This is a genomic window from Streptomyces sp. NPDC054961, from assembly GCF_053609145.1.
The window spans coordinates 37,622-61,887 of record NZ_JBSGWY010000008.1 but is presented as its reverse complement, the minus strand read 5'-3'; the positions used below and the strand labels follow the sequence as shown (position 1 = coordinate 61,887).

The following is a 24,266-nucleotide window of genomic DNA, read 5'->3' as shown; positions in this document are numbered from 1 at the left end:
CGAGTGCTCGGCGGGGCCCGGGGGGGGCGCGCCGGGGCGCGCGGGGGGCCCGCCGCCCCCCGCGCGCCCCCGCCGCGCCGCGGGGCGCCGCCCCCCCGACGGCGCCGGGCGCGAGGGGCGCGAGGGGCGCTACCGGCGCCGGCGCCGGGCCGTCCCGGGATGCTCGTCGGGGGCGGGGGCGGGGACGCGAGCGTCTGGGCGGGTGCGGAAGCACCGACGTCCGGGCCCGCCCGGATGCGCACCAGTACTTCGGCGGCTCCGACGCGGGCCCGGACGAGACCGCCATCCCTGGCGGGCGGGATTCTGAGCCTGGCCGGGCCGGTGGACAGGTTCACGGGGGTGATCACCCCGTACCCGGCTTGCTCGCACCGGCTGCTCCGGGGTGATCGTCAAGGGGATCTCCGGGGATCGGTTCGGCGTGCCGGTCGTCAGCGGTCAGTTGTGCCAGCTGCTGTCGTGCCGGTTGTCGTTGTTCCAGCCACTGTCGTGCCAGTTGCCGTTGTCGTGCCGGTTGTCGTGGTTCCAGTTGTCGTTGTTCCAGCTGTCGTTGTCCCAACGGTCGTGGTTCCAGTTGTTGCTCCAGTTGCTGTTGTGCCAGTTGTTGTTCCAGTGGTCGTTGTCGTTGTTCCAATTGCTGTTGTCCCAGCACCAGCTGGGCCGGTCGCTCCCGCGCGAGTGGTCGCAGCAGGAGCGCCACCAGCCGTCGCCGCGCCAGTTGTCCCCGCGCCAGTCGGAACATCGATTGGTCTGCGGCAGTCCCGAGGCAAAGGCGCTGCTGACGGGCATCAGGCCGAGTGTGATCCCGGCGGCTCCCGCCACAGCTGCCGCAACAAACCCACGGCGCATGTTCATACACCTCCGAAGATGAAGGGTCTAAATCGCCCCGGAATGGGGCAATTCCACCCTCCACCCTCCCCCGTCGACTGTCAAAGGCACTGGCCCCCACCAGCGGAAACACCGGAAAGGGCTAGGGGAGCACCGCCAGCCCGTCCATCTCGACGAGCGCGGACTCGTCCCACAGCCGCACCGTCCCCACGACCGCCATGGCCGGGTAGTCGCGCCCGGCCAACCGGCGCCAGATCTGTCCGAGTTCGTGCGCGTGGACCCGGTAGTCCGCCACGTCGACGGCGTAGACGGTGACCCGCGCCAGATCGGCCGGGGAACCGCCCGCCGCGGCCAGCGCCGCCAGCAGGTTCGCCAGCGCCCGCTCGAACTGCTGCGGCAGGGTGTACCCCACCACCTTGCCCGCGCCGTCGAGTGCCGTCTGCCCGGCCAGGAACACCAGCCGGCTCCCGCTCGCGACGACCGCGTGCGAGAACCCCTTCGCCGGGGACAGCTCCTGCGGATTGATCCGCTGCATGCTCATGCCTCTCCCGCCTCCGTCACGTGCGCCGAACCCGCCGAACCCGCCGAACCCATCGCCGGCTCCCCCGCCTCCGCCTCCGCCAAGCCCGCCCGGCGGTGGTCCCGGTAGAGCTCCTTCGCGATGATCGTGCGCTGCACCTCGCTCGCCCCCTCGTAGATCCTCGGCGCCCGCACCTCCCGGTAGAGGTGTTCCAGCAGGTGTCCCCGCCGCAGGGCGACGGCCCCGTGGAGCTGTACCGCGTGGTCGACCACGTACTGGGCCGTCTCCGTGGCGAGCAGCTTCGCCATCGCCGCCCGCCTCGGGACCTCGGGCGAACCGCTGTCGTACGCGCCCGCCGCCGCGTACACGAGGAGCCGCGCGGCCTCGGTGCGCGTCGCCATCTCGGCCACCCGGTGCGCGACGGCCTGCAGATCGCCCAGGACTCCGCCGAAGGCGGCGCGGGCCGCCGTGTGCGCCACCGTCGCGTCGAGCGCGGCGCCGGCCATCCCCACGGCGAAGGCGCCCACGCTGGGCCGGAACAGGTTCAGGGTGTCCATGGCCACCCGGAAGCCCCGGCCGGGCTCCCCCAGCAGGTCGGCCGGGCCGACGGGCACCCCGTCGAAGGACAGCGCGCCGATCGGGTGCGGGGAGAGCATGTCGAGGGCCTCGCCGGAGAGCCCCGGCCGGTCCGCCGGGACCAGGAAGGCGGTGATCCCCTTGGCCCCCGGACCCTCGCCGGTGCGGGCGAAGACGGTGTAGAAGTCCGCTTCCGGGGCGTTGGAGATCCAGCACTTGCTCCCGTGCAGCCGCCAGCCGCCACCCGCGCCCCCGCCGCCCTTCTCCCGTACGGCGTCCAGCTCCAGCGCCGCCGCGTCCGAGCCGGCCCCGGGCTCGCTCAGCGCGAACGCCGCCACGATCCGCCCGGCCCGTACCCCCGGCAGCCAGCGCTCGCGCTGCGCGTCGCTGCCGGAGCGCAGGACCGGGTGGGCTCCCAGGCCCTGCAGGGCGAGCGCCGTCTCGGCCTCCGTGCAGCCGTAGGCGAGGGATTCCCGCAGCAGGCACAGCTCCAGCGCGCCCGAGGAGAACAGCCGCTCCAGCAGCCCCTCCTCCCCCAGCGCGGCCAGCAGCGGCCGGTTGACCCGGCCCGGCTCGCCCTTCTCCGCCAGCGGCCGCAGCCGCCGGGCCGCCAGGGCGCGCAGCCGCGCGCCCCACTCCGCCTGCTCCGGGCCGAGCGCGAAGCCCGCAGACCCTGCGGAGCCGGCGGAGCCGGCGAATTCCGCGATTCCTGTCATCCGAATGCCCCAGCCTCTATCGCGTGCTGTTGACTGCCGTCACCATGACGATACGCTCGTGCGGCGACCGCACGGCAGCCCCACAGACCCACCCGCTCGGTTCCTCAAGGTCCATACGGAGGGTCCGGCCCCCACCCGGGACCGGACCGTTGCAAGGGGGCGAACCCGCCTTGGAGCTCAAGCCTTCCGCTCACCGTGACACCTTCGCGCGCGATCACCTGCCACCTGCCGACGCCTGGCCGGAGCTCCTCTTCGAACTCCCCGGGCTGGCCTATCCCGACCGCCTCAACTGCGGGGTGGAGCTGCTCGACGCCACCATCGACCGCCTCGGCCCCGACCGCCCCGCCTTCCGGGGCGCGGACGGCACGGTGTGGTCGTACGGGGAGCTCCGGGCCCGCGTCGACCGGCTCGCGCACGTCCTCACCGCCGATCTCGGCGTCGTCCCCGGCAACCGCGTGCTCCTGCGCGGACCCACCGGCCCCTGGCTCGCCGCCTGCTGGCTGGCGGTGATGAAGGCCGGCGCGGTGGCCGTCACCGTCCTGGCGCAGCAGCGGGCGCAGGAGCTGGCCACGGTGTGCGCGATGGCCCGGGTGAGCCACGCCCTGTGCCACGCGGGGGTCGTGGACGACCTGGTCAAGGCGGAGGTGCCGGGGCTGCGCATCACCGTGTACGGCGGCGAGGCCCCTGACGACCTGCTGCGCCTGGCCGGGGCGGAACGCCACGCGGAACCCTTCCCGGCGGTGGACACCTCCGCCGACGACGTCGCGCTGATCGCCTTCACCTCGGGCACCACCGGACGCCCCAAGGGCTGCATGCACTTCCACCGCGACCTCCTCGCGGTCGCCGACACCTTTTCCCGGGAGGTGCTGCGCCCCCGGCCCGACGACGTCTTCGCGGGCAGTCCGCCGCTCGGCTTCACCTTCGGCCTGGGCGGCCTGGTGGTCTTCCCGCTGCGCGCCGGCGCCTCGGCGCTGCTGATGGCGGACGCGGCCCCGCGCAGACTGCTGCCCGCGCTCGCCGAGCACCGGGTGTCGGTGCTGTTCACCGCGCCCACCGCGTACCGGTCGATGCTGGACACCCTGGGCCCGTACGACACGGGCGCCTACGACCTCTCCGCGCTGCGCCGCTGCGTCTCGGCGGGCGAGAACCTGCCCGCCGCCACCTGGCAGGCCTGGTACGAGCGCACCGGCCTGCGGATCATCAACGGGATCGGCGCGACCGAGCTGCTGCACATCTTCATCTCGGCGGCCGACGAGGACATCCGGCCCGGCACGACGGGCCGGGCGGTGCCCGGCTGGCAGGCCCGGGTGGTGGACGCGGCGGGGCGGCCGGTCGCCGACGGCGAGCCGGGTCTCCTGGCCGTCCGCGGGCCGGTGGGCTGCCGCTACCTGGCGGACCCGCGGCAGGGCGAGTACGTCCGGGACGGCTGGAACGTCACCGGTGACACCTACGTCCGCGACGCGGAGGGCTACTTCCGCTACGTGGCGCGGGCCGACGACATGATCATCTCGGCCGGGTACAACATCGCGGGCCCGGAGGTCGAGGAGGCGCTCATGCGCCACCCCGACGTGCTGGAGGTGGCGGTGGTCGGGCGCCCCGACGAACGGCGCGGACAGATCGTGGTGGCGTACACGGTGGTGCGGGAGGGGGTGGTCCTCACCGAGGACGCCCTGCGCACGTTCATGCGGGTCGAACTCGCCCCGCACAAGTGCCCGCGCACCTTCGTCTTCCTGCCCGCACTGCCCCGCACCGCGACCGGGAAGCTGCAGCGCTTCCGGCTGCGCGAGGAAGCCCCTGACCGGCCCTACTTCCCCTGACGCCCCCCGGTGAACCCGTCTAAAGTGAATCCGTGGTCGAGCAGCACACCCCGCGATCCCTGATCGTCACGTTCTACGGAGCCTACGGCCGGGCCTTCCCGGGCCCGGTCCCGGTCTCCGCGCTGGTCCGCCTGCTGGGCGCGGCCGGCGTGGACGCCCCGTCCGTCCGCTCGTCGGTGTCCCGGCTCAAGCGGCGCGGCTTCCTGCTGCCCGCGCGGGCCGGGGACGGCTCGGCGGCGTACGAGCTCTCCGAGGAGGCGCGGCAGCTGCTGGAGGACGGGGACCGGCGGATCTACGGGGCTCCGCGCCGGTCGCAGGAGTGGCTGCTGGCCGTCTTCTCCGTCCCGGAACAGGAGCGCGCCAAAAGGCACCTGCTGCGCTCGCGCCTCGCCCGGCTCGGCTTCGGCACGGTGGCGCCGGGCGTCTGGATCGCCCCGGCGCACCTGCGGGACGAGACCCGGCGCGCCCTGGACCGGCTGCACCTGACGGCGTACGTGGAGCTCTTCGGCGGCGCGCACCTCGGCTTCGCCCCGACGGCGGAAGCCGTCTCCCGGTGGTGGGACCTGACGGCGCTGGCCAAGCAGCACGAGGAGTTCCTCGACCTCCACGAGCCCGCGCTGCGCGCCCTGCGGACGGACCCGGCCCCCACCCCGGAAGCCGCCTACCGCGGCTACCTCCTCGCCCTGGACAGCTGGCGCCGCCTCCCGTACGCCGACCCGGGCCTGCCGCGCGAGCTCCTCCCGGCGGACTGGCCGGGCGACCGCGCGGCGGCGGTCTTCACCGAGCTCCACGACCGGCTGCGGGACACCGGCGCGCGGTTCGTGGAGCCGTAGCCGGCGGGCCGCGGGACGCCCGCCCCGCGGCGGCGCGACCGGGCCGCGTGCCCGGGACGCGTGCCCGGGACGCCGGCCCGCGCAGCTGCCCGCGCGCCTGTCCCCCGCCTGCCCGCGCGCCCGAAAACCTGCTGCGCCCCGGCCCGGGTACGGGCCACCATGGGCCATGACGTGGACCTTCGGCTCAGACCTGGCGGCCTGGCTGCCCGCCGCGCGGCCCGCCGTGGCCGCGCGGCCCGTGGTGAACACCCTCCTGCTCACGGTCATGGAGGGCCTGGAGCGGCGCGGCCCGGACGCCTACGGCCCGGGTACTCCCCTCTTCGGCTCGTGGACCGGACCCGACGGCCGGGTGACCGGGGCCGTGCTGCGCACGCCGCCCCACCCGCTGCTGGTGGGCGCGCTGCCGCCGGAGGCGCTCACCGCGCTGGCGGCCGCGCTCGCTGCCGACCCTCTGTGCGCCGGGGTCGACGCCCTCAACGCCCGCCGGGCCGACGCCGAGTTCCTCGCGTCCGCCTGGGGCAGGCCGACCACGGTCTCCGAGGAGAACCGGCTCTACCGGCTCGGCGCGCTCGTCGCCGCGGATCCCGCCCCGGCCGGGCGGGTCCGCAGGGCCGACGCGTCCGATCTGCCGCTGTTGCGGGACTGGGCCGCCGCCTTCCAGCGGGAGGCCGGCCTGCGGGGGACCGTCTCCGAGGCCCTGCTGCGGGACCGGCTCTCGTACGGGGGCACCCTGCTCTGGGAGGACGGCGGCGGGCCGGTCTCGATGGCCGGGTTCCACCGGCCGGTGGCCGGCGCGGCTCGCGTCGGCCCGGTCTACACCCCGCCCGCGCACCGCGGCCGCGGCTACGGCGCCGGGGTCACGCACGCGGTGAGCGAAGCGGCGTACGCGGCCGGCGCCGCGGAGGTCCTGCTCTTCACGGACCTGGCCAACCCCACCAGCAACGGCGTCTACCGGCGGCTGGGCTACGTACCGGTCGAGGACCGCACCGAGCTCCTGGCGGCCTGAGCGGAGGGCCCGGCGCCTCCCGTGCGGACCCGGCCTAGTCACGTCCGGTCGGCGGTGGGCGGCTGCCGGCCCGGTACGGGGCGGGCCAGGGGGCGGCCGGGCCCGCGTAGGACTGCTCGGCGGCCGCGTGCAGGGTCCAGTGGGGGTCGTAGAGGTGGGGGCGGCCCAGCGCGCACAGGTCGGCGCGCCCGGCCAGGAGCAGGGAGTTGACGTCGTCCCAGGAGGAGATCGCGCCGACCGCGATGACCGGAACGCCCAGGGCGTTGCGGATCCGGTCGGCGTACGGGGTCTGGTACGAGCGCCCGTACTCGGGGGTCTCCTCCGCGACCACCTGGCCCGTCGAGACGTCGATGGCGTCGGCCCCGTGAGCCGCGAAGGCCTCGGCGATGGCCACGGCCTCCTCGGGCGAGGTGCCGCCGGGCGCCCAGTCGGTGGCCGAGAGGCGGACCGTCATCGGCCGGTCCTCGGGCCAGACGGCGCGGACCGCGTCGAAGACCTCCAGCGGGAAGCGGAGCCGGTTCTCGAGCGGGCCGCCGTAGGCGTCGGTGCGGTGGTTGGTCAGCGGGGAGAGGAACCCGGAGAGCAGGTAGCCGTGCGCGCAGTGCAGTTCCAGCAGGTCGAAGCCGCTGTCGGCGGCCCGGACGGCGGCCGCCGCGAAATCGGAGCGGACGGCGGCCAGGTCGGCGGTGGTCAGGGCGCGCGGGACGGCCGAGACCCCGGGCCGGTACGGCAGCGCGGAGGCCGCCACGAGCGGCCAGTTCCCCTCGGGCAGCGGGATGTCCATGCCCTCCCACATCACCCGGGTCGAGCCCTTGCGGCCCGCATGGCCGAGCTGGACGCCCAGCGCGGTCCCGGGCGCGCTGGTGTGCACGAAGGCGGCGATCCGCGCCCAGGCGGCGGCCTGCTCCTGGGTGTACAGACCCGTGCAGCCGGGCGTGATCCGGCCCTCGGAGCTGACGCAGACCATCTCCGTCATCACCAGGGCGGCCCCGCCGAGCGCCCGCGCGCCGAGGTGCACCAGGTGGAAGTCGCCCGGCACGCCCTCGCCGCCGGCCACCGGGCCGCCCCCGGCCGCCGAGGCGCCGCCGGCCCCCGAAGGGCCCCCGCCCGCCACGTACATGTCCATCGGGGACACCACGACCCGGTTGCGCAGGGTCAGCCCCCGGAGCGTGAAGGGCGTGAACATCGGCGGCGTCCCCGCCTCGTCCGGGCCGGTGCCGGGGCAGCCGAACTCGCTCTCCACCGCACGGGTGAAGCGCGGGTCGCGCAGCCGCAGGTTGCCGTGGGTGACCCGTCGGCTGCGCGTGAGGAGGTTGAAGGCGAACTGCCGGGGGCCCTGGTCCAGGTACCCGGCGAGCTCCTCGAACCAGCGCATGCTGGCGGCCGCCGCCCGCTGCGTCGAGGCCACCGCGGGCCGCCGCGCGGCCTCGTACGCGGCCAGGGCGGCGGGGACGTCGCCGTCCGTGCGCGCGCCGATCGCCTCCGCCAGCGCGAGCGCGTCCTCCACCGCCAGTTTGGTGCCGGAGCCGATCGAGAAGTGGGCGGTGTGCGCGGCGTCCCCGACGAGCACCACGTTGCCGTGCGACCAGCGCGCGTTGACGACGGTCCTGAACCGTGTCCACGCCGAGCGGTTCCCGCGCAGCGGCCGCCCGCGCAGGGCCTCGCTGAAGAGCTTGGCGCAGCGCGCCGCCGATTCCTCCTCGTCGCAGAGGTCGAAGCCGGCCGCCCGCCAGACCTCTTCGCGCATTTCGACGATCACGGTGGAGGAGTCCGCCGCGAAGGGGTACGCGTGCAGTTGCACCGGCCCGTGCTCGGTTTCCGCGATCTCGAAGCGGAAGGCCTCGAGGGCGAAGTCGGCGGCCAGCCAGATGTAGCGGCACCGCCCGCCCGTCACCGTCGGCCCGTAGTGCGCGGCACCGGCCTCCCGGGTCCGGCTGTTGACCCCGTCCGCGGCGACCACCAGGTCGTACACGGACGCGAGCACCTCGGGGTCGGGCGCCTGGGTGCGGAAGCGGAGCCGGACCCCCAGGCCCGCGCACCGCTCGTGCAGGATCTCCAGCAGCCGGCGCCGGCCCAGGGCGGCGAAGCCGTGGCCGCCGGAGGTCAGGAGCCGGCCCCGGTGCACGACCTCGGCCTCGTCCCAGCGCACGAACTCCGCGCACAGGGCCGCGTAGACGACGGAGTCGGCCGCCTCGATGCCGCCGAGGGTCTCGTCCGAGAGCACCACCCCGAAGCCGAAGGTGTCGTCGGGGGCGTTGCGCTCCCACACCTCCACCATGTGCCCCTGACGGGCCAGCAGCGCGGCGGCGTACAGCCCGCCCGGTCCGCCGCCCACCACGGCCACCCTCATCCGGCCGGCGGACACGGGATCACCTGCCCTTCCACTGGGGCGGCCGCTTCCCGGTGAAGGCCGCGTGGAACTCCCGGTAGTCCTCGCCGTTCATCAGCAGGGCCTGCGTGTTCGCGTCCAGCTCCACCGAGGCGGCGAGCGGCATGTCCAGCTCGGCGGTCAGCAGCGCCTTGGTCTGCGCGTACGCGAGGGCGGGCCCGGCGGCGAGGTGCGCGGCGAGCTCGGCGGCCCGGGCGGCGGCCCCGCCCTCCTCGGTGACCTCGCTCAGCAGTCCGATCCGCTCCGCCTCCGGGGCCCTGACCTGCTCCCCGAGCATCAGCAGCCGGGTGGCGTGGCCGAGTCCGACGACCCTGGGCAGCAGGTACGCGGCGCCCATGTCCCCGCCGGAGAGTCCGACGCGGGTGAAGAGGAAGGCGAAGCGGGCGGTGGGGTCGGCGATGCGGAAGTCGGCCGCGAGCGCGAGGACGGCCCCGGCACCGGCCGCGACCCCGTGGACGGCGGCGATCACCGGGAAGGGGCATTCGCGCAGCGCGCGCACCACCTGACCGGTCATCCGGTTGAAGTCCAGGAGCTGGGCGGTGTCCATGGCGAGGGTGGCGCCGATGATCTCGTCCACGTCGCCGCCGGAGCAGAAGCCGCGCCCCTCGCCGCCGAGGACGAGGGCGCGTACGGACCGCTCCCGGGACAGTTCGGCGAGCAGATCGCGCAGGTCGGCGTAGGCGCCGAAGGTGAGCGCGTTCAGCTTCTCGGGGCGGTCGAGGGTGACGGTGGCGACTCCGTCTTTCCGGTCCACCCGCAGGTGGCGCCACCGTTCGGTCGCTGATGTGGAACCGAGGAAGGGACTCACCTTCCCGAAGGTATCACTGGATGGTGACTGCCGTCACAGAAACGCGACATGCCGGTGGGCCCGTCCCCGTACCCGGAGGACCTTCGCCTCCCCGCGAGCCGCCCCGCGCGCCGAAGGTCCCTCAGGGCCCGGGCCCTGGTCCCCGGCACTCACGCCGGGGTGCCCTACCCGGCGACATTTCCACTTCGTATCGTTGAAAGCGGGATTTCCCCGCGCATCCCCGCCTTCACCCGCCACCGCCCCGCGCCGCCCGTGGCCCCGCCACGAGCCCGCGGTTCCCCGACCCACGGAACGGACGGTCCCGCCTTGCCCGACGCCTACGCCTGGCGGATCGCCCTGCCGCACACGACGGCGGCCGTACCGATCGCCCGCGCCCTCGTCCGCACCGCCCTCGCCGACATCGAGCCCTCCGCCGACAGCGACACGGCCGAACTGCTCACCGCCGAACTGGTCGCCAACGCCGTGGAGCACACGACGGGCACCGAGCCGATCGAGCTCGTCGTGGAGCTGCTCGCGAACGGCTGTCAGGTCGAGGTCCACGACGCGGACCCGCACGCCCCCGGCGGCCTCGGCGTCCCCCGCCCGGACGACGCCCACCCCGACCCCTGGCAGGAACACGGCCGCGGTCTGCTGCTGATCCGGACCCTGAGCTCGGCCTGCGGCCACCGCCGCACCCCGCACGGCAAGGCGGTGTGGTTCACCCTGCCGTCCCGTCCCCCGGTCTGACCGGACGGCGCCCGCCCGCACACCCGGGCCGTCGCCCGTGCGCCGCGCACCCCGCGGCGCATGACTATGCGCCGGGTGCCGCCAGCGTCGCGACGAGGACCGCCTTGATGGTGTGCAGCCGGTTCTCGGCCTCGTCGAAGACGACGGAGTGCGCCGATTCGAACACCTCGTCCGTCACCTCCAGGGAATCCAGGCCGTGCCGCTCGTGGATCTCCCGGGACACCTTGGTGCCGAGGTCGTGGAAGGCCGGCAGGCAGTGCATGAACTTCACGTCCGGGTTCCCGGTGGCGCGCAGCACGTCCATGGTGACGGCGTACGGCGAGAGGGACTCGATCCGCTCGTCCCAGACCTCCTTGGGCTCGCCCATGGAGACCCAGATGTCGGTGAGGACGAAATCGGCCTGGCCGACGCCCTCCGCGACGTCCTCGGTGAGGGTGATGCGGGCGCCGCTCGCGGCGGCCAGCTCGCGCGCCGCGGCCACCACCGGCTCCGCCGGCCAGTACCGCCGGGGCGCGACGATCCGTACGTCCATGCCCAGCAGCGCGCCGGTCACCAGGTAGGAGTTGCCCATGTTGAAACGGGCGTCGCCGAGGTAGGCGAAGGCGATCCGCTCCAGCGGCTTGGCGCAGTGCTCGGTCATCGTCAGCACGTCGGCCAGCATCTGGGTGGGGTGCCAGTCGTCGGTGAGCCCGTTGAAGACGGGCACGCCCGCGTGGGCGGCGAGCTGCTCCACCGTGTCCTGCGCGTCGCCCCGGTATTCGATGCCGTCGAACATCCGGCCCAGCACCCGCGCGGTGTCCTTGACCGATTCCTTGTGGCCCATCTGGGAGCCGGAGGGGTCGAGGTAGGTGGTGTGGGCGCCCTGGTCGGCGGCGGCCACCTCGAAGGCGCACCGGGTGCGGGTCGAGGTCTTTTCGAAGATCAGGGCGATGCTCTTGCCCTGGAGGCGGCGCTGCTCGGTCCCGGCCTTCTTGGCCGCCTTCAGTTCGGCGGCGAGCTCGATCAGACCGCGGAACTCGGCGGCGGTGAAGTCGAGCTCCTTGAGGAAACTGCGGCCGACGAGGTCGGTGGCCATGGGGACTCCAGAGTCACGGTGACAGGGGATGCCGGAAGTCTATACGACACTCTGCATTGATATACAGACCCTGGAACGCCTGTTCTGCCCCCGTACCCCTCCGCTCGCACCCCTCCCCTCACAGCGCTCCCCCGCCGGCCGAGTCCCCTCCCGCCGTGTCCCGCCCGCCGTCCCGCCTGCCGTGTCCGCGTCGGCCGTTCACACGGCCGGGGCTCACCGGCCCTGGATCGCGTCCCGCTCCACCGGGCAGCTCATGCACCGCGGACCGCCCCGCCCCCGGCCCAGCTCGCTGCCCGGGATCTCGATCACCTCGATGCCCTCCTTGCGCAGATACGTGTTGGTCGTGACGTTGCGCTCGTACGCGACGACCACGCCCGGCTCCACCGCGAGCACGTTGCAGCCGTCGTCCCACTGCTCGCGCTCCGCCGCGTGCACGTCCTGGGTCGCGGTGAGCACCCTGATCGATTCCAGCCCGAGGGCGGCGGCGATGGCCCGGTGCATGTGCTCCGGCGGATGGTCGGTCACCCTCAGCTCGCTCGCCCCCTCGCCCGGCCGGATCGTGTAGGAGCGCAGCATGCCCAGGCCCGCGTACTGGGTGAACGTGTCCGCGTCGACCATCGTCATCACCGTGTCCAGGTGCATGAACGCCCGTCGCTTCGGCATGTCGAGCGCCACGATCGTCGTCGCCGACCCGGCGGCGAACAGCCCGCGCGCCAGCATCTCCACGGCCTGCGGGGTGGTCCGCTCGCTCATCCCGATCAGCACGGCTCCGTTGCCGATGACCAGGACGTCGCCGCCCTCGATGGTGGAGGGGTAGTCGGCCTGCCCCTGGGACCAGTAGTGGAAGGCTCCGGAGGTGGTGAAGAGGGGGTGGTGCTTGTAGATGGCCTCGAAGTGCACGGTCTCGCGCTGCCGGGCCGGCCAGCGCATCGCGTTGATGGAGACCCCGTCGTAGATCCAGGCGGAGGTGTCGCGGGTGAAGAGGTGATTGGGCAGCGGGCCCAGCAGGAAGTCGTCCAGTTCCAGGGCGTGGAAGCGGACCGACACCGGCTCCGCGTGACGCTCCAGGAACTCCCGCTTGGTCATCCCGCCGACGAGCGCCTCCGCCAGCTCGGCCGGGTCCAGTCCGTCGAAGACCGACCGCAGGTGGTCGGTGGCGAGCGGACCGTACTCCTTCTCGTCGAAGACCCGGTCCAGTACGAGGTGTCTCGCCTCCGGGATGTCGAGGGCCTCGGTGAGCAGTTCACCGAAGAGGTGGACCGCCACGCCCCGGTCGCGCAGTACGTCGGCGAAGCCGTCGTGCTCCTGGCGGGCCCGGCGCACCCACAGCACGTCGTCGAAGAGGAGCGCGTCCTTGTTGCTCGGTGTGAGCCGCTTCAGCTCCAGGTCGGGCCGGTGGAGGATGACGCGGCGAAGCCGCCCGGTCTCGGAATCGACATGGAATCCCATGCCGTACACGTTCGCAGACCGGGCGGCTTTTTGACGTGGCGTCGGCCCAGAGGGCCGGGCCCGGCCGTTTCGGCGGCCGGTTTCGGACGCCTCGGCCCGTGCGGCAGCCGGCCGGCCGCCGGTTCGGCCGCCGGTTCGGCCGCCGCTCGGGCCCTCGGCCGCCGGTTCAGCGCAGGCCGAGCAGGGCCCCCGGAGCACCCGTGATCTCCGGTGCGATCACGCCCAGCGCGGGCGGGGTCAGGTTCGGCAGCCCGTAGTTGGACCCGTCGGGCATGCTCAGCGGGGAGCCGACGAGCAGGCCCGGGGTGCGGGTGCGCAGGGTGGTCGCGGGCGCGTCCAGCGAACCCTCGCCGTCCGTCTCGGGCTTGCCCGCCAGGTTCGGCACCGGGGAGGTGACGAGGGTGTTCCCGAGCTCGGTGCCGATCGGCACCGCCGGGAGCAGCGGGGTCGGCAGCATGTCGCCGGTGTGGTGCACGGGTGCCTGGGGTGCGCCGACGACCGGCACCGGGACCCCGGTGGCCACGTGGGGGGCGTCCACGCCGAGCGTGGTCCGCACGGCGTCCAGGGGGACCCCCACGGGCACCGAGTCCGCCATGGCCGGGGTTGCCGCGCCGGCCGCTGCCATACAGGTCATGAGTGCCGCAATGCTTCCGCGCGCGGTCATCTTCATAGGTGACGTTCCGTCCTTCCAGGGTCGCGGACATTCCGCTGCCCTGGATGAACGATCCCGCCGGTGGTTTTCCCGGAGTTCTTCGCAGAAGTTCCCCCATACGACCTAACGACAGGCCGTACGGGGGCCCTTGCTTGACGCCTTCAGAGCCTCGGGTCCACCGGCTCCGACTCCAGCGCGAGGACCGCGAAGACCGCTTCGTGGACCCGCCACAGCGGCTCCCCGGCCGCGAGCCGGTCCAGGGCCTCCAGACCGAGCGCGTACTCGCGCAGCGCGAGCGAGCGCTTGTGCCCGAGGTGGCGCCCGCGCAGCCGCTCCAGGTGGTCCGGACGCGTGTACTCGGGACCGTAGATGATCCGCAGGTACTCGCGCCCGCGCACCTTCACCCCCGGCTGCACGAGCCGGCCCTTGCCGTCCTTGGCGTACGCCTGGAGCGGTTTGACGACCATGCCCTCGCCGCCGGCGGCCGTCAGCTCCAGCCACCAGTCGGTCCCGGCCCGCACGGAGGCCTCGTCGGCGGGGTCCACCAGGATCCGGGCGGTGCGGCGCAGCAGTCCGGTGCCGGCGGCCTCGTCGGCGGCGACGAGGCGGTCCAGCCAGAACAGCTGCTCGTCGTGGGGTACGGCCGCCAGCGACCGCCCGGCGGCCGCCAGCAGCTGGAACGGGGCGAACCGTACGCCGTCCAGCCCGTCGGTGCTCCAGCAGTAGCGCCGGTAGGCCTCGGTGAACTTCGCCGCGTCCGCGGCCCGTCCGCGCTGGCGCTCCAGGAGCCCGGCGGTGTCGATGCCCCGTCCGGCGGCGGCCTCCAGCGCGGCCAGCGCGTCCGGGAAGACGGCGCCGGAGGCCGCGCCCACGGCGGCGTACTGGTTGCGCAGCAGGCCGGCCGACTTCAGCGACCAGGGCAGCAGTTCGCCGTCGACGAGCAGCCAGTCCGTGTCCAGTTCCTCCCACAGCCCGGCGTCGGTGACCGCCGCGCGGAGCTTGGCGAGGACCTCCTCGGTGACCTCGGGGTCCTTGAAGAAGGGCCGTCCGGTGCGGGTGTAGACGGACCCGGTCGGGCCGTCGACCCCGAAGCGCTCGCGGGCCGCCCCGGCGTCCTTGCAGATCAGCACGGTGGCACGGGAGCCCATGTGCTTCTCCTCGCAGACCACCTGGGCGATGCCGTCCTTGCGGTACTGCGCGAAGGCCTCGGCCGGGTGCTCCAGGAAGCCCTCGTCGGCGGCCGCGCCGCGGGCGCCCTCCGCCGCCGTGGCGGTCGGCGCCATGGTCGGCGGGAGGTAGGGCACCAGGCGCGGGTCCACGGCGAAGCGGCTCATGACCTCCAGGGCCGCCGCCGCGTTCTCCTCGCGCACGGTGACGTTGCCCAGGTGCCGGGTCTCGACGATCCGGCGGCCGTGCACGTCGGCGAGGTCGAGCGGACGGCCCTCGTGGCCGCCCGGTGCCTCGGCGACGAGCGGCTTGACCGGTTCGTACCAGACCTTCTCGGCCGGTACGTCGACCAGTTCGCGCTCGGGCCAGCGCAGGGCCGTCATCCTGCCGCCGAAGACGGCTCCGGTGTCCAGGCAGATGGTGTTGTTGACCCAGGCGGTGTCCGGGACCGGGGTGTGGCCGTAGACGACGACGGCCTTGCCGCGGTAGTCCTCGGCCCACGGGTAGCGCACGGGCAGGCCGAACTCGTCGGTCTCGCCCGTGGTCTCCCCGTACAGGGCGTGCGAGCGCACCCGGCCGGAGGTGCGGCCGTGGTACTTCTCCGGCAGCCCGGCATGACAGACCACCAGCTTGCCGCCGTCGAGCACGTAGTGGCTGACCAGGCCCTGGATGAAGGCCCGGACCTCCTGGACGAACTCCTCGGACTCCCCGGCGAGCTGCTCGACGGTCTCGGCGAGGCCGTGGGTCTGCTGGACCTTGGACCCCTTGAGGTAACGGGCGAGCTTGTTCTCGTGGTTCCCGGGCACGCACAGGGCGTTGCCGGAGCCGACCATGCCCATCACCCGGCGCAGCACGCCGGGGCTGTCCGGACCCCGGTCGACGAGGTCGCCGACGAACACGGCGGTGCGGCCGTCGGGGTGGGCGCCGTCCTCGTAGCCGAGCTTGCCGAGCAGGGTCTCCAGCTCGGAGGCGCAGCCGTGGATGTCGCCGATGATGTCGAAGGGGCCGGTGAGGTGGGTGAGGTCGTTGAAGCGCTTCTCCAGCACCACTTCGGCCGATGCGGCCTCCTCGGGGGTGCGCAGCACGTGCACCTTGCGGAAGCCCTCGCGCTCCAGCCCGCGCAGCGAGCGGCGCAGCTCGCGGCGGTGGCGCTGGATGACGGCGCGGGGCAGATGGGCCCGGTCGGGACGGGCCGCGTTGCGCTCGGCGCAGACGTCCTCGGGCATGTCGAGGACGATCGCGATGGGCAGGACGTCGTGCTCGCGGGCGAGCCGGACCAGCTGGCGCCGGGACTCCACCTGGACGCTGGTGGCGTCGATCACGGTGAGGCGGCCGGCGGCGAGCCGCTTGCCGGCGATGTGGTGCAGGACCTCGAAGGCGTCCTTGCTGGCGCTCTGGTCGTTCTCGTCGTCGGCGACCAGGCCCCGGCAGAAGTCCGAGGAGAGGACCTCGGTGGCCTTGAAGTGCGTGCGCGCGAAAGTGGACTTGCCCGATCCGGTGGCCCCGATCAGGACGACGAGGGACAGATCGGTGACGGGAAGGACCCGCGCGCGGCCGGTCTCGGCGCCGGCGGTCGTGACGGTCATGCTGCCTCACCCTCCTTCGGAGTGTCGGTGTCGGTGTCGGTGTCGGTGGTGGCGGTGGCGGTGGCCTGGGTGGCGGTGGCCCGTGTCCCGGTGGTCTGGGTGGCGGTGGCCTGGGTGAAGACGGCCATCTGGGTCGGCGGCCCCACCTCGGGGTCGTCGTCCCCCACGGCCACGTACGCGACCTCGTACCCGTGCCGGTCGGCGACCCGGTCCGCCCAGGCCCGGAACTCTTCGCGGGTCCACTCGAAGCGGTGGTCACCGTGGCGGACGTGCCCGGCGGGCAGCGTCTCCCAGCGGACGTTGTACTCGACGTTCGGGGTGGTCACGAGGACCGTGCGGGGGCGGGCCGCGCCGAACACCGCGTACTCCAGGGCGGGCAGCCGCTCGAGGTCCAGGTGCTCGATGACCTCGCTGAGCACGGCCGCGTCGTAGCCCGCGAGCCGCTTGTCGGTGTACGCGAGCGAGCCCTGCGTCAGGCGGACGCGGGAGCTCTGGCGCTCCCCCATCCGCTCGAGGCGCAGCCGCTTGGCGGCGAGGTTCAGCGCCCGGACGGACACGTCCACGCCGACGATCTCGGTGTACGCCGGGTCCTTGAGCAGGGCCTGGACCAGCTGGCCCTGGCCGCAGCCCAGGTCGAGGACGCGGGCGGCCCCGGCGGCGCGCAGCGCGCCGAGGATCGCCTCGCGGCGGCGGACCGCGAGCGGCACGGGGCGCTCCTCGGTGTCGCGGGACCCGTCGACGGCGTTGTCGAGCTCCTCGACCTCGCTGCCGTCGGCCTCGGCGAGGCGGACCAGCTCCAGGCGTTCCAGGGCGTCCTGGGTCAGCCGCTTGTGGCGGGCCAGGTACCGGGAGGTGATCAGTTCGCTCTCCGGGTGCTCGGCGAGCCAGCCCGCTCCGGCGCGCATCAGCTTGTCCACCTCGTCGGAGGCGATCCAGTAGTGCTTCGCGTCGTCCAGGACGGGCAGCAGGACGTACAGCCCGCGCAGCGCGTCGGCGAGGCGCAGCTCGCCCTCCAGGACGAGCCGCACGTACCGGGAGTCGCCCCACTCGGGGAACGTCTCGTCGAGCGGTACGGGGGTCACGTCCACGGTGTTCCAGCCCAGCGGGCCGAACAGCCGGCGCACCAGGTCCGCGCCGCCGCGTGCGGGCAGCACCGGGATCTCGACGCGCAGCGGCCGGGCCCGGTCCGGCAGCCCGGGGTACTTGGCGCACTCGCCCTTGAGGGCCGTGCGGAACACTCCGCTGAGCGCCACGGCCAGCAGGGAGGACGCGGCGTACGGGCGGTCGTTGACGTACTGGGCCAGCGCCGCGTCGGGCGTTCCGCCCCGGCCCTTGCCCTGACCCCGCCGCACGAGGGCGACGGGATCCACCTCCAGGAGCAGGCCCGCCGTGCACCGTTCGGCCGTGGCCTCGGGGTAGAAGACGTGGGCGGTGCCGTAGGAGGTGGAGAACGCCTGCACCTTCCCGGGATGCTTGTGCAGCAGGAAGCCCAGGTCGGTCGCGGGTCGGTCGGGGGAGCCGGTGGTGGAGATCGTCAGGAACACACGGGCGATTGTTCCTGGTCACGGGCTCCGCACGCGCCCCATTTTCCGTCGGGCCCCGGGCGGTCTACCGTCGAAGGATGAGCGGCATCGTCGTGGTGTACGAGCTCGACCAGGCGGGATCCGTCACCGGGGTGCACGCGGCGCCCCACGCCCCGGGAGCGGATTCCGGACGGGGCCCGCGCACCCTGTGCGGAAGGGACACCTTCGCCATGGAGCCGGCGGACCCGCAGCCCTCCGGGTACCCGGGCTCTTCCTGGTGCCCGCCGGAGCACGCGGACCGGCAGTGCCCGGGCTGCGCCGCGGTGGTGGGCGAGGACGACTGAGGGCCGGGCACCGGAGCGCGCCTCAGCGGGCCGCCCGGCCCGCGGCCAGGTCCGCGATGCGGTCGGGGCCGATGCGGCAGCAGCCGCCGATGAGGCGGGCACCGGCCCGGTACCAGGCGTCCGTGGGCCAGCGGACCGGTGCGGCCGGGACCCGCCAGGTCCGGGTCCCGGCCTCCCAGACCGATCCGTCGTTGGGGTAGGCCAGCAGCGGCTTGCCGGTGACCCCCGCCGCCGCCTCGAGGGCGGGCAGCACGTCGGCGGGATCGCAGCAGTTCACACCGACCGCGATGACCTGCGGGGATGCGGCGGCCAGGGCGAAGGCCTCGGCCAGGGGCTGCCCCGCCCTGGTGCGGCCGCCCGCCACCGTGTAGCTCAGCCAGGCCCGCGCTCCGGTCTCCGCGAGGACGCCGATCAGGGCCTCGGCCTCGGTGGTGTCCGGGACCGTCTCCAGGGCCAGGACGTCGGGGCCCTGCGCGAGCAGCGCCCCGACGCGCGGACGGTGGAAGCCGGCCAGCTCGCCCACGCTCAGGCCGTACCGGCCCCGGTACTCGGAGCCGTCCGCCAGCACCGCCCCGTACGGGCCCACGGACGCGGCCACCCACACGGCGTGGTCCGCATCCCGGGCCGCCCGGGCGGCGAGGCGCACGCTGCGCCCCAGCAGCTCCGTCGTGCGCGCCGGGCCGTAGCCGCGCCGGGCGAAGGCCGCGTACCCCACCTGGTAGCTCGCGGTGATCAGCACCTCGGCGCCCGCCCGCGCGTACGCGGCGTGCGCGGCCGCCACCTGGTCCGGCCGCTCGGCGAGCACCCGGCCCGTCCAGAGGCCGCCGGACAGGTCGCAGCCCTGGGCGGCGAGCTGATTGCTCAGCCCGCCGTCCAGGAGCACGGCCTTGCCGCCGGGGCCGGTCAGGGCCTCGGCAAGCGGACCGGACGCGCGGGGCACGGCTCCTGCCCGCCCTCGTCAGCCGAGCTGGGACATGACCTGGGCCGAAATCAGTTCCAGGTGGTCCAGGTCGTCGAGGTCGAGCAGCTGGAGGTAGACGCGGGAGGCGCCGACCGCCCCGTACGCGCCGATCCGCTCCACCACCTCGGCCGGGGAGCCCGCCAGGCCGTTGGCCTTCAGCTCCTCCACGTCCCGGCCGATGGCGGCGGCCCGACGGGCCACCTCGGCGTCGTCCTTGCCCACGCACACGACGAGGGCGTTGGAGTAGACGAGGTCGTCGGCCTTGCGCCCGGCCTCCTCGGCGGCCGCGCGGACCCGGCCGAACTGCCGCTCGCTGTCCGCGACGGAGGCGAAGGGCATGTTGAACTCGTCCGCGTACCGCGCGGCGAGGCGCGGGGTGCGCTTCGCGCCGTGGCCGCCGATCAGGACGGGGATCTTGGCCTGGGCCGGCTTGGGCAGCGCCGGGGAGTTCTCCACCTGGTAGTAGGTGCCCGCGTAGTCGAAGGTGGCGCCGGCCTCGGTGGCCCAGAGGCCGGTGACGATCGCCAGCTGCTCCTCCAGCCGGGCGAGGCGCTCCGCCGGGAAGGGGATGCCGTACGCCTTGTGCTCCTCCTCGAACCAGCCCGCGCCCAGGCCCAGTTCGATGCGGCCGCCGGACATCTGGTCGACCTGGGCGACCTGGATGGCGAGGACGCCGGGCAGCCGGAAGGTGCCGGCCGTCATCAGCGTGCCCAGCCGGATCCGCTTCGTCTCGCGGGCCAGGCCCGCGAGGGTGATCCAGGCATCGGTGGGGCCGGGCAGGCCGTCGGCCGAACCCATGCGCAGATAGTGGTCGGAGCGGAAGAACGCGTCGAAGCCCAGGTCCTCGGTGGCTTTGGCGACGCTCAGGAGGGTGTCGTAGCTCGCGCCCTGCTGGGGCTCGGTGAAGATACGGAGATCCATGTCCCCATCCTGCCCCTTCCACCCCGGCCGGGTGAATCTGCGCCGACCCGGCGGTCCGCCGCCGTTCCCCCCGGTGACCGGCCCGGACGGGGCTCGTTGCTCGGACGGAGCCGGACCGCCCGGCCCGCGCGCCGGCGGCCCCTTCGCCGGTGCGTCCACCGCCCCCTTCCGCCACGGAAAGGGCCAGGGCCGAGGAGGCCGCCATGTCCCAGGAGTCCGCGCCGGAGAGCCGCCGACAGGACCGTGAGACCGGGCAGGCAGCACACGACCACGCGGGCCGGGAGTCCGCGGCAGCCGCCCCGGGCGGTGCGCCGAAGGGCTTGCTGCAGCAGATGGAGGAGCTGATGGCGGCGCTGAACGCGGATCTTTCGCAGCTCGACGCCGACCTCCAGTCCACCACGGAGCGCGCCCCGGCGAGGGAGCCGCGCCCGACCTCCTGGTCGCACTGACCACACAACCGACCACTCGGGTCCCGCCGCGCGCGGCGGGACCCCACCGGGCTCCGGCCACACCCGAACCTCAGGCCATACCCGGGCCTCAGGCCACGCCGGAAGCCGAACCCCGCTCACGCACGGTCAGCCGGCGCAGGATCGCCCGGACCCGGTCGCTCGATTCGTCGGCCGCGTCTATGGACTCTATGCACTGCCAGTACAGACCCTCGTCGTCCGTCCCGCAGGCCACCCCGACCAGCGCTATGCCCACTTCTCCGAGCAGAGCCTGGAGCCCGAGCAGCGCCTGTCTCGCATCCGTCACCACGGTCAACTGCGCCGCCCGTGGCGGAAGATCGGGCGCGTAGCCCTCTCCCCGCAAAGCCGCGCGGTCGAGCACCCCGCAGCCCCTGCCTCCTGCTTCACCCAGCCCCCGTGCCTCCGATCTGAGCTCCGGCGGTCCGGTGACCGCCAGCCAGCCTCCTATGCCCTGCGCGAGGGCCTGGGCCTGCCAGGCCTCGCCCACGATGTCCCACGCAGCCCCGCTCTGTGCCAGCGCGTGCCGGCCGGCTGCGATGAGCCGTACCGCATCCATCTGCCGTCCCCCGTCCGCACGACATCCGCCGTTCCCATCACTACCCAGAGTGAGGGCAACGGGCGCGTAAAGCCAGGGGTATTCGGAAATTGTGGACACAGACATGGGTTGTGGATAACTCCATCACTCCGAAGAGTGACGATCTGGCGCCGAAGGGCCCGGAACGGGGAATCTCAGCTCGTTCCGCTCGATCTTCGCGGCGAGCGCATCCAGCACATCGACCCCCAGAACCTCACAGAACTGCAGCAGGTAGGCGAGCACGTCGGCCACCTCATCGGCCACTCTGTGTGCGCTTTCCGGCGATTCCATGACCCGTGCCGACTGTTCCGGCGTCAGCCACTGGAAGATCTCCACCAGTTCGGACGCTTCCACGCTCAGCGCCGCCGCCAGGTTCTTGGGCGTGTGGTACGGCTCCCAGCCGCGGGCGGCCGCGAACTCGGCGAGCCGCCGTTGCAGCCGGCCCAGCCGCTCGTCGGGCCCCGCGCCGGTCCGCTCGTCGGGCCCCGCGTCCGCCGGCCCGTCGAACCGTCCGGCCGGCCGCGTCCGGTCGTCCTCGTGCGTGTCGCGCTCCTCGTTCACGGGATCAGGTCTACCACCGATACGCCCTCGGCCTCCCGGGCGGCCGCCGCGCACGCCTCGCCCACGGAGGCCGCCAGCCGGACCTGTCCGCGCCCGCACGCCAGCACGGCCAGCCGCAGCAGTTCGGCGGCCTGCGGGCGGTCCAGGTCCCGGTCGAAGCCGTCCGCGAGGACGGTCAGCACCTGTCGCGCGGACAGCAGTTCGGCGGCCGGGTCCATGGCCAGCACCCCGGGGCCGGTGAGCAGGACCAACGCGAGCGCGAGGAAGCGCAGTTCGCCCGCTCCGAGCCGGGCCAGCTCGGTCGCGGGACGCTCGGAGCCGCGGTCCAGCAGGCCGGTGACCGGGCCGCCCTCGGGGGTCCGTACGTCCAGCCCCGCCACCCACCCCGCACAGCCCCTACGGGCCGCCTCGGTCAGCAGCCCGTAGCGGGTGCCGCACTCCAGGCGGGTCCGGCGCAGCACGTCGGCGAGGTTGGCGCAGTCGCCCAGCAGCCGCCCCTCCCCCGGCGCGGCAGGCTCCCGCATCCGCTCCGGACGGGGGTCGCAGGGGAACACCGAGCGCAGGGCGACCACCATCTGCTCGGCGGCGGCCAGCACCCGCCGCTGTCCGTCGGTGGCGCCGGCCACCCGCAGCGGGAGCAGGGCGGTCCCGAGCCGGTCGTCGGGGAGCGGGGCCCGGGTGACCCCGGTGGCGCCGCCCGTCAGCCAGGCCGCCTGGACGGACCGCCGCCCGGGGTCGCGCAGGGCGGTGCTGAGCAGGATCTCCCCGTCCACCGAGAGCCGTTCGCCGACGATCCGCAGCGCGGGCTCCGCCTGGACGGCGAGGTCGAGCCGCACCGGCCCCGCGGGCCCCTCGGCCGTGCAGCCGATCCGGAATCCCCGTCGCCGCACGGCGTCGGGCACCGCCCGGTCCGGGATCCGGGCGGCCGGCTCGGGGAACACCTCCTCCAGCGTCGCCCCGGCGGCCAGGGCGGCCAGCGCCTCGTACGCCTCCAGCGCCTGCGATTTGCCGCTCCCGCTGGGCCCGGCGAAGAGGGTGACGGGCCCGAGCGCGAAACGCGCCGCGCGGTGCACCCCGTAGGCGGACAGCCGCAGCTCGGTCACCGCGGGCCGCAGGTGGGGCACCTGCGCGGGCGGCGCGGAGGCCTGCCGTCCGACGGGCCGCCGTCCGGCGGCCGCGGCTAACCCCGGCCCCCCGCCCCGCGCGACGGCCCCTGAGCCGGCCCCGACACCAGCACCGGCACCGACGCCAACACCAGCACCAACACCGGCACCGGACGGAGGCAGGGCGGCGGGCGGCGGCACAGCGGCGGGCGAGGAGGGTGCGGCGGGCGCGGGCGCCGGAACGGGCGCGGCGGCGGGCAGCGACAGGGCGATGCGCGGGTCCGGGATGAAGGCCGGGACCGCGGAGGCGGGCGAGGAGGCAGGCGGGGTCATGCGCGGGACGGTACGGGCCGCCGGACCCCCCGCGGGCCCGACGAACCGTTCCGCCCGGGGGACCTTCCTACGATCGGGGGACGACCGCGGCCGCGATCCCCTCCACCTCGGTCCCCACGGGTGCCAGCAGGAAGACGTTCCGGTCGACCCGGTGCATCCCGCTGCCCAGCCCGAAGACCACACCGCTGCTGAAGTCCAGGATCCGCTTGGCCACCTCGCCGTCCGCGCCCGTGAGGTCCAGCAGCACCGGGATCTGCGCGATCAGGTACTCCGCCACCTCCCGGGCGTCCGCGAAGACCTGGACCCGGATCACCACGAAACGCCGCTGCTCCGCCGCGGACGCTCCCGGCACCGCGGGGATCGTGCGGTGGTCCACCCGGGAAGGCCACTCGTTGCGACTGCGCAGCGGAACCACTTGCGCGAGCCCTTCCCACTGCTCGTCGGTGACGTCGTACCTGCTCACCGGGCCGCCCCGGCCCTGCGCTTCTTGTGCATCCCCCCATCCTCTCGCGCTTCACCCGTTCAGCCCAACACCGACACGAGGCAGCTGCCGGCCCCCGCCACCTGTTCCCCACTCCCCAGATAAGTTAGGTTAGGCAAACCTAAGTAACTACGCATCGCCTCTCGGACGACGGAGATCCACATGCACCTGCCCCGGCCCACCGACGCCGAGCGAGTCCGCTCCGTCCTGACCGCCGCCCACTCCATGACCGTCGTCACCGACGGGCTGCGCACGGAGATCCGCCACCTCGACGGCACCGATCCCCTCGGCCGGCTGCACCTGCACCCCGCCGGACCGGGCGGCCACGCCGAGCACCGGCCGGCGATCCGGATGGAGTTCACCGATGTGGCGCCCACCCCCGTACGGGACCGGGTGCGCGCCCGCGTCACCCTGCTCGGGCACCTGCTGACCCCCTACGACGACGAGGGCCGGGACTCCACCTGCATGGAATTCGGCCGGGCCGTCCTCGAGGCCTCCGACGGCACCCGCTCCCACGTCGGCCTCGAGGAACTGGACGCGGCCCGTCCCGACCCGCTCTCCCCGTACGAGGCCGGCATGCTCACCCACCTCGTCGACGACCACGCCGAGCTCGTCACCCTCCTCCTGCGCCTGGTCCCTCCCACGGTCCCTCAGGCGGCCGTGGTACGCGCCCTGCCCCTCGCGATGGACCGCTACGGGATCACCCTGCGCCTGGAGGAACGGCGCGGCCACCGCGACGTCCGGCTCCCCTTCCCCTCCCCGCTCGACGACGTGGAGCAGTCCGGTGCCCAGATCCAGGCCCTCTTCAGCGCGGCCCGCCGCCGCTCGCACCGCAACACCCTCCCCGCGTGAC

The 24,266-nt window shown here is 74.2% G+C and carries 23 protein-coding genes; 7 read left to right on the top strand and 16 right to left on the bottom strand.

Translation table 11 applies throughout. The features are described 5' to 3' along the window. Nucleotides 1-435: 435 nt before the first annotated feature. From ACWF9Z_RS10630 to ACWF9Z_RS10620, 3 genes are all read right to left on the bottom strand, one after another. A complete protein-coding gene (locus ACWF9Z_RS10630; protein ID WP_453599992.1) occupies nt 436-786 on the bottom strand; it encodes a hypothetical protein in 351 nt (116 codons plus the stop codon). A gap of 181 nt (nt 787-967) precedes the next feature. Continuing rightward, nucleotides 968-1,366 carry a RidA family protein gene (locus ACWF9Z_RS10625; protein ID WP_453599989.1) on the bottom strand — a complete coding sequence of 133 codons (399 nt, stop codon included), beginning with the start codon at nt 1,364-1,366 and terminating at the stop codon, nt 968-970. Continuing rightward, complete coding sequence (locus ACWF9Z_RS10620; RefSeq protein ID WP_453599986.1) at nt 1,363-2,637, bottom strand: acyl-CoA dehydrogenase family protein; 1,275 nt, start codon at nt 2,635-2,637, stop codon at nt 1,363-1,365. The genes ACWF9Z_RS10625 and ACWF9Z_RS10620 overlap by 4 nt, the downstream gene beginning before the upstream one ends. 170 nt (nt 2,638-2,807) lie before the next feature. On the opposite strand from ACWF9Z_RS10620, the gene ACWF9Z_RS10615 reads away from it, so the two are divergent. From ACWF9Z_RS10615 to ACWF9Z_RS10605, 3 genes are all read left to right on the top strand, one after another. Next, nucleotides 2,808-4,454, top strand: a complete 1,647-nt coding sequence (locus ACWF9Z_RS10615; protein WP_453599984.1) for an AMP-binding protein — start codon at nt 2,808-2,810, stop codon at nt 4,452-4,454. A gap of 32 nt (nt 4,455-4,486) precedes the next feature. After that, nucleotides 4,487-5,287, top strand: a complete 801-nt coding sequence (locus ACWF9Z_RS10610; RefSeq protein ID WP_453599982.1) for a PaaX family transcriptional regulator — start codon at nt 4,487-4,489, stop codon at nt 5,285-5,287. A gap of 166 nt (nt 5,288-5,453) precedes the next feature. Then, nucleotides 5,454-6,293, top strand: a complete 840-nt coding sequence (locus tag ACWF9Z_RS10605) for a GNAT family N-acetyltransferase (protein ID WP_453599980.1) — start codon at nt 5,454-5,456, stop codon at nt 6,291-6,293. Nucleotides 6,294-6,327: 34 nt separating this feature from the next. Here the strand turns inward: ACWF9Z_RS10605 and ACWF9Z_RS10600 are convergent, their stop codons facing one another. Together ACWF9Z_RS10600 and ACWF9Z_RS10595 are read right to left on the bottom strand one after the other, a co-directional pair. After that, complete coding sequence (locus tag ACWF9Z_RS10600) at nt 6,328-8,643, bottom strand: bifunctional salicylyl-CoA 5-hydroxylase/oxidoreductase (protein WP_453600303.1); 2,316 nt, start codon at nt 8,641-8,643, stop codon at nt 6,328-6,330. 19 nt (nt 8,644-8,662) lie between these two features. Continuing rightward, nucleotides 8,663-9,490, bottom strand: a complete 828-nt coding sequence (locus ACWF9Z_RS10595; RefSeq protein ID WP_453599978.1) for an enoyl-CoA hydratase family protein — start codon at nt 9,488-9,490, stop codon at nt 8,663-8,665. Nucleotides 9,491-9,796: 306 nt separating this feature from the next. On the opposite strand from ACWF9Z_RS10595, the gene ACWF9Z_RS10590 reads away from it, so the two are divergent. Further along, complete coding sequence (locus ACWF9Z_RS10590) at nt 9,797-10,216, top strand: ATP-binding protein (RefSeq protein WP_453599976.1); 420 nt, start codon at nt 9,797-9,799, stop codon at nt 10,214-10,216. A gap of 64 nt (nt 10,217-10,280) precedes the next feature. On the opposite strand, the gene argF is transcribed toward ACWF9Z_RS10590, so the two are convergent. The 5 genes from argF to ACWF9Z_RS10565 form a co-directional block, all read right to left on the bottom strand. Beyond that, entirely contained in the window at nt 10,281-11,291 is a 1,011-nt protein-coding gene (gene argF, locus ACWF9Z_RS10585) for an ornithine carbamoyltransferase (protein WP_453599974.1), read from the bottom strand. A 213-nt stretch (nt 11,292-11,504) separates the two neighbouring features. After that, entirely contained in the window at nt 11,505-12,740 is a 1,236-nt protein-coding gene (locus tag ACWF9Z_RS10580; protein ID WP_453599973.1) for an arginine deiminase, read from the bottom strand. 166 nt (nt 12,741-12,906) lie between these two features. Further along, a complete protein-coding gene (locus tag ACWF9Z_RS10575; protein ID WP_453599970.1) occupies nt 12,907-13,374 on the bottom strand; it encodes a hypothetical protein in 468 nt (155 codons plus the stop codon). A gap of 179 nt (nt 13,375-13,553) precedes the next feature. Further along, on the bottom strand, nt 13,554-16,145 hold the full coding sequence (locus ACWF9Z_RS10570; protein WP_453599967.1) for a polynucleotide kinase-phosphatase: 2,592 nt from the start codon (nt 16,143-16,145) through the stop codon (nt 13,554-13,556). Beyond that, nucleotides 16,142-17,689: a 3' terminal RNA ribose 2'-O-methyltransferase Hen1 gene (locus ACWF9Z_RS10565; RefSeq protein ID WP_453599965.1), complete on the bottom strand. Its 1,548-nt coding sequence runs from the start codon at nt 17,687-17,689 to the stop codon at nt 16,142-16,144. Before ACWF9Z_RS10565 ends, ACWF9Z_RS10570 begins: the two co-directional genes overlap by 4 nt. Before the next feature lie 77 nt (nt 17,690-17,766). Between ACWF9Z_RS10565 and ACWF9Z_RS10560 the strand changes: the two genes are divergently transcribed. Continuing rightward, entirely contained in the window at nt 17,767-18,012 is a 246-nt protein-coding gene (locus tag ACWF9Z_RS10560; RefSeq protein ID WP_453599962.1) for a hypothetical protein, read from the top strand. Between the two features lie 22 nt (nt 18,013-18,034). On the opposite strand, the gene mmuM is transcribed toward ACWF9Z_RS10560, so the two are convergent. Further along, the gene (gene mmuM, locus ACWF9Z_RS10555; protein WP_453599959.1) at nt 18,035-18,952 is read right to left on the bottom strand and encodes a homocysteine S-methyltransferase; all 918 of its coding nucleotides are present in this window, start codon (nt 18,950-18,952) and stop codon (nt 18,035-18,037) included. Nucleotides 18,953-18,970: 18 nt separating this feature from the next. Next, entirely contained in the window at nt 18,971-19,894 is a 924-nt protein-coding gene (locus tag ACWF9Z_RS10550; protein ID WP_453599957.1) for an LLM class F420-dependent oxidoreductase, read from the bottom strand. Between the two features lie 203 nt (nt 19,895-20,097). On the opposite strand from ACWF9Z_RS10550, the gene ACWF9Z_RS10545 reads away from it, so the two are divergent. Then, the gene (locus ACWF9Z_RS10545) at nt 20,098-20,343 is read left to right on the top strand and encodes a hypothetical protein (protein ID WP_453599955.1); all 246 of its coding nucleotides are present in this window, start codon (nt 20,098-20,100) and stop codon (nt 20,341-20,343) included. 88 nt (nt 20,344-20,431) lie between these two features. Here ACWF9Z_RS10545 and ACWF9Z_RS10540 read toward each other — a convergent pair whose 3' ends face one another. From ACWF9Z_RS10540 to ACWF9Z_RS10525, 4 genes are all read right to left on the bottom strand, one after another. Next, the gene (locus ACWF9Z_RS10540; RefSeq protein WP_356649627.1) at nt 20,432-20,917 is read right to left on the bottom strand and encodes a DUF6099 family protein; all 486 of its coding nucleotides are present in this window, start codon (nt 20,915-20,917) and stop codon (nt 20,432-20,434) included. A gap of 123 nt (nt 20,918-21,040) precedes the next feature. Further along, entirely contained in the window at nt 21,041-21,382 is a 342-nt protein-coding gene (locus ACWF9Z_RS10535; RefSeq protein ID WP_453600300.1) for a nucleotide pyrophosphohydrolase, read from the bottom strand. 110 nt (nt 21,383-21,492) lie between these two features. Next, entirely contained in the window at nt 21,493-22,932 is a 1,440-nt protein-coding gene (locus ACWF9Z_RS10530) for an ATP-binding protein (protein ID WP_453599951.1), read from the bottom strand. A 67-nt stretch (nt 22,933-22,999) separates the two neighbouring features. Beyond that, entirely contained in the window at nt 23,000-23,395 is a 396-nt protein-coding gene (locus ACWF9Z_RS10525; protein ID WP_356649625.1) for a cell division protein SepF, read from the bottom strand. A gap of 180 nt (nt 23,396-23,575) precedes the next feature. On the opposite strand from ACWF9Z_RS10525, the gene ACWF9Z_RS10520 reads away from it, so the two are divergent. Beyond that, nucleotides 23,576-24,265, top strand: coding sequence for a DUF2470 domain-containing protein (locus ACWF9Z_RS10520; protein WP_453599947.1), 690 nt, complete (start codon nt 23,576-23,578; stop codon nt 24,263-24,265). The last annotated feature ends 1 nt before the right edge of the window (nt 24,266 follow it).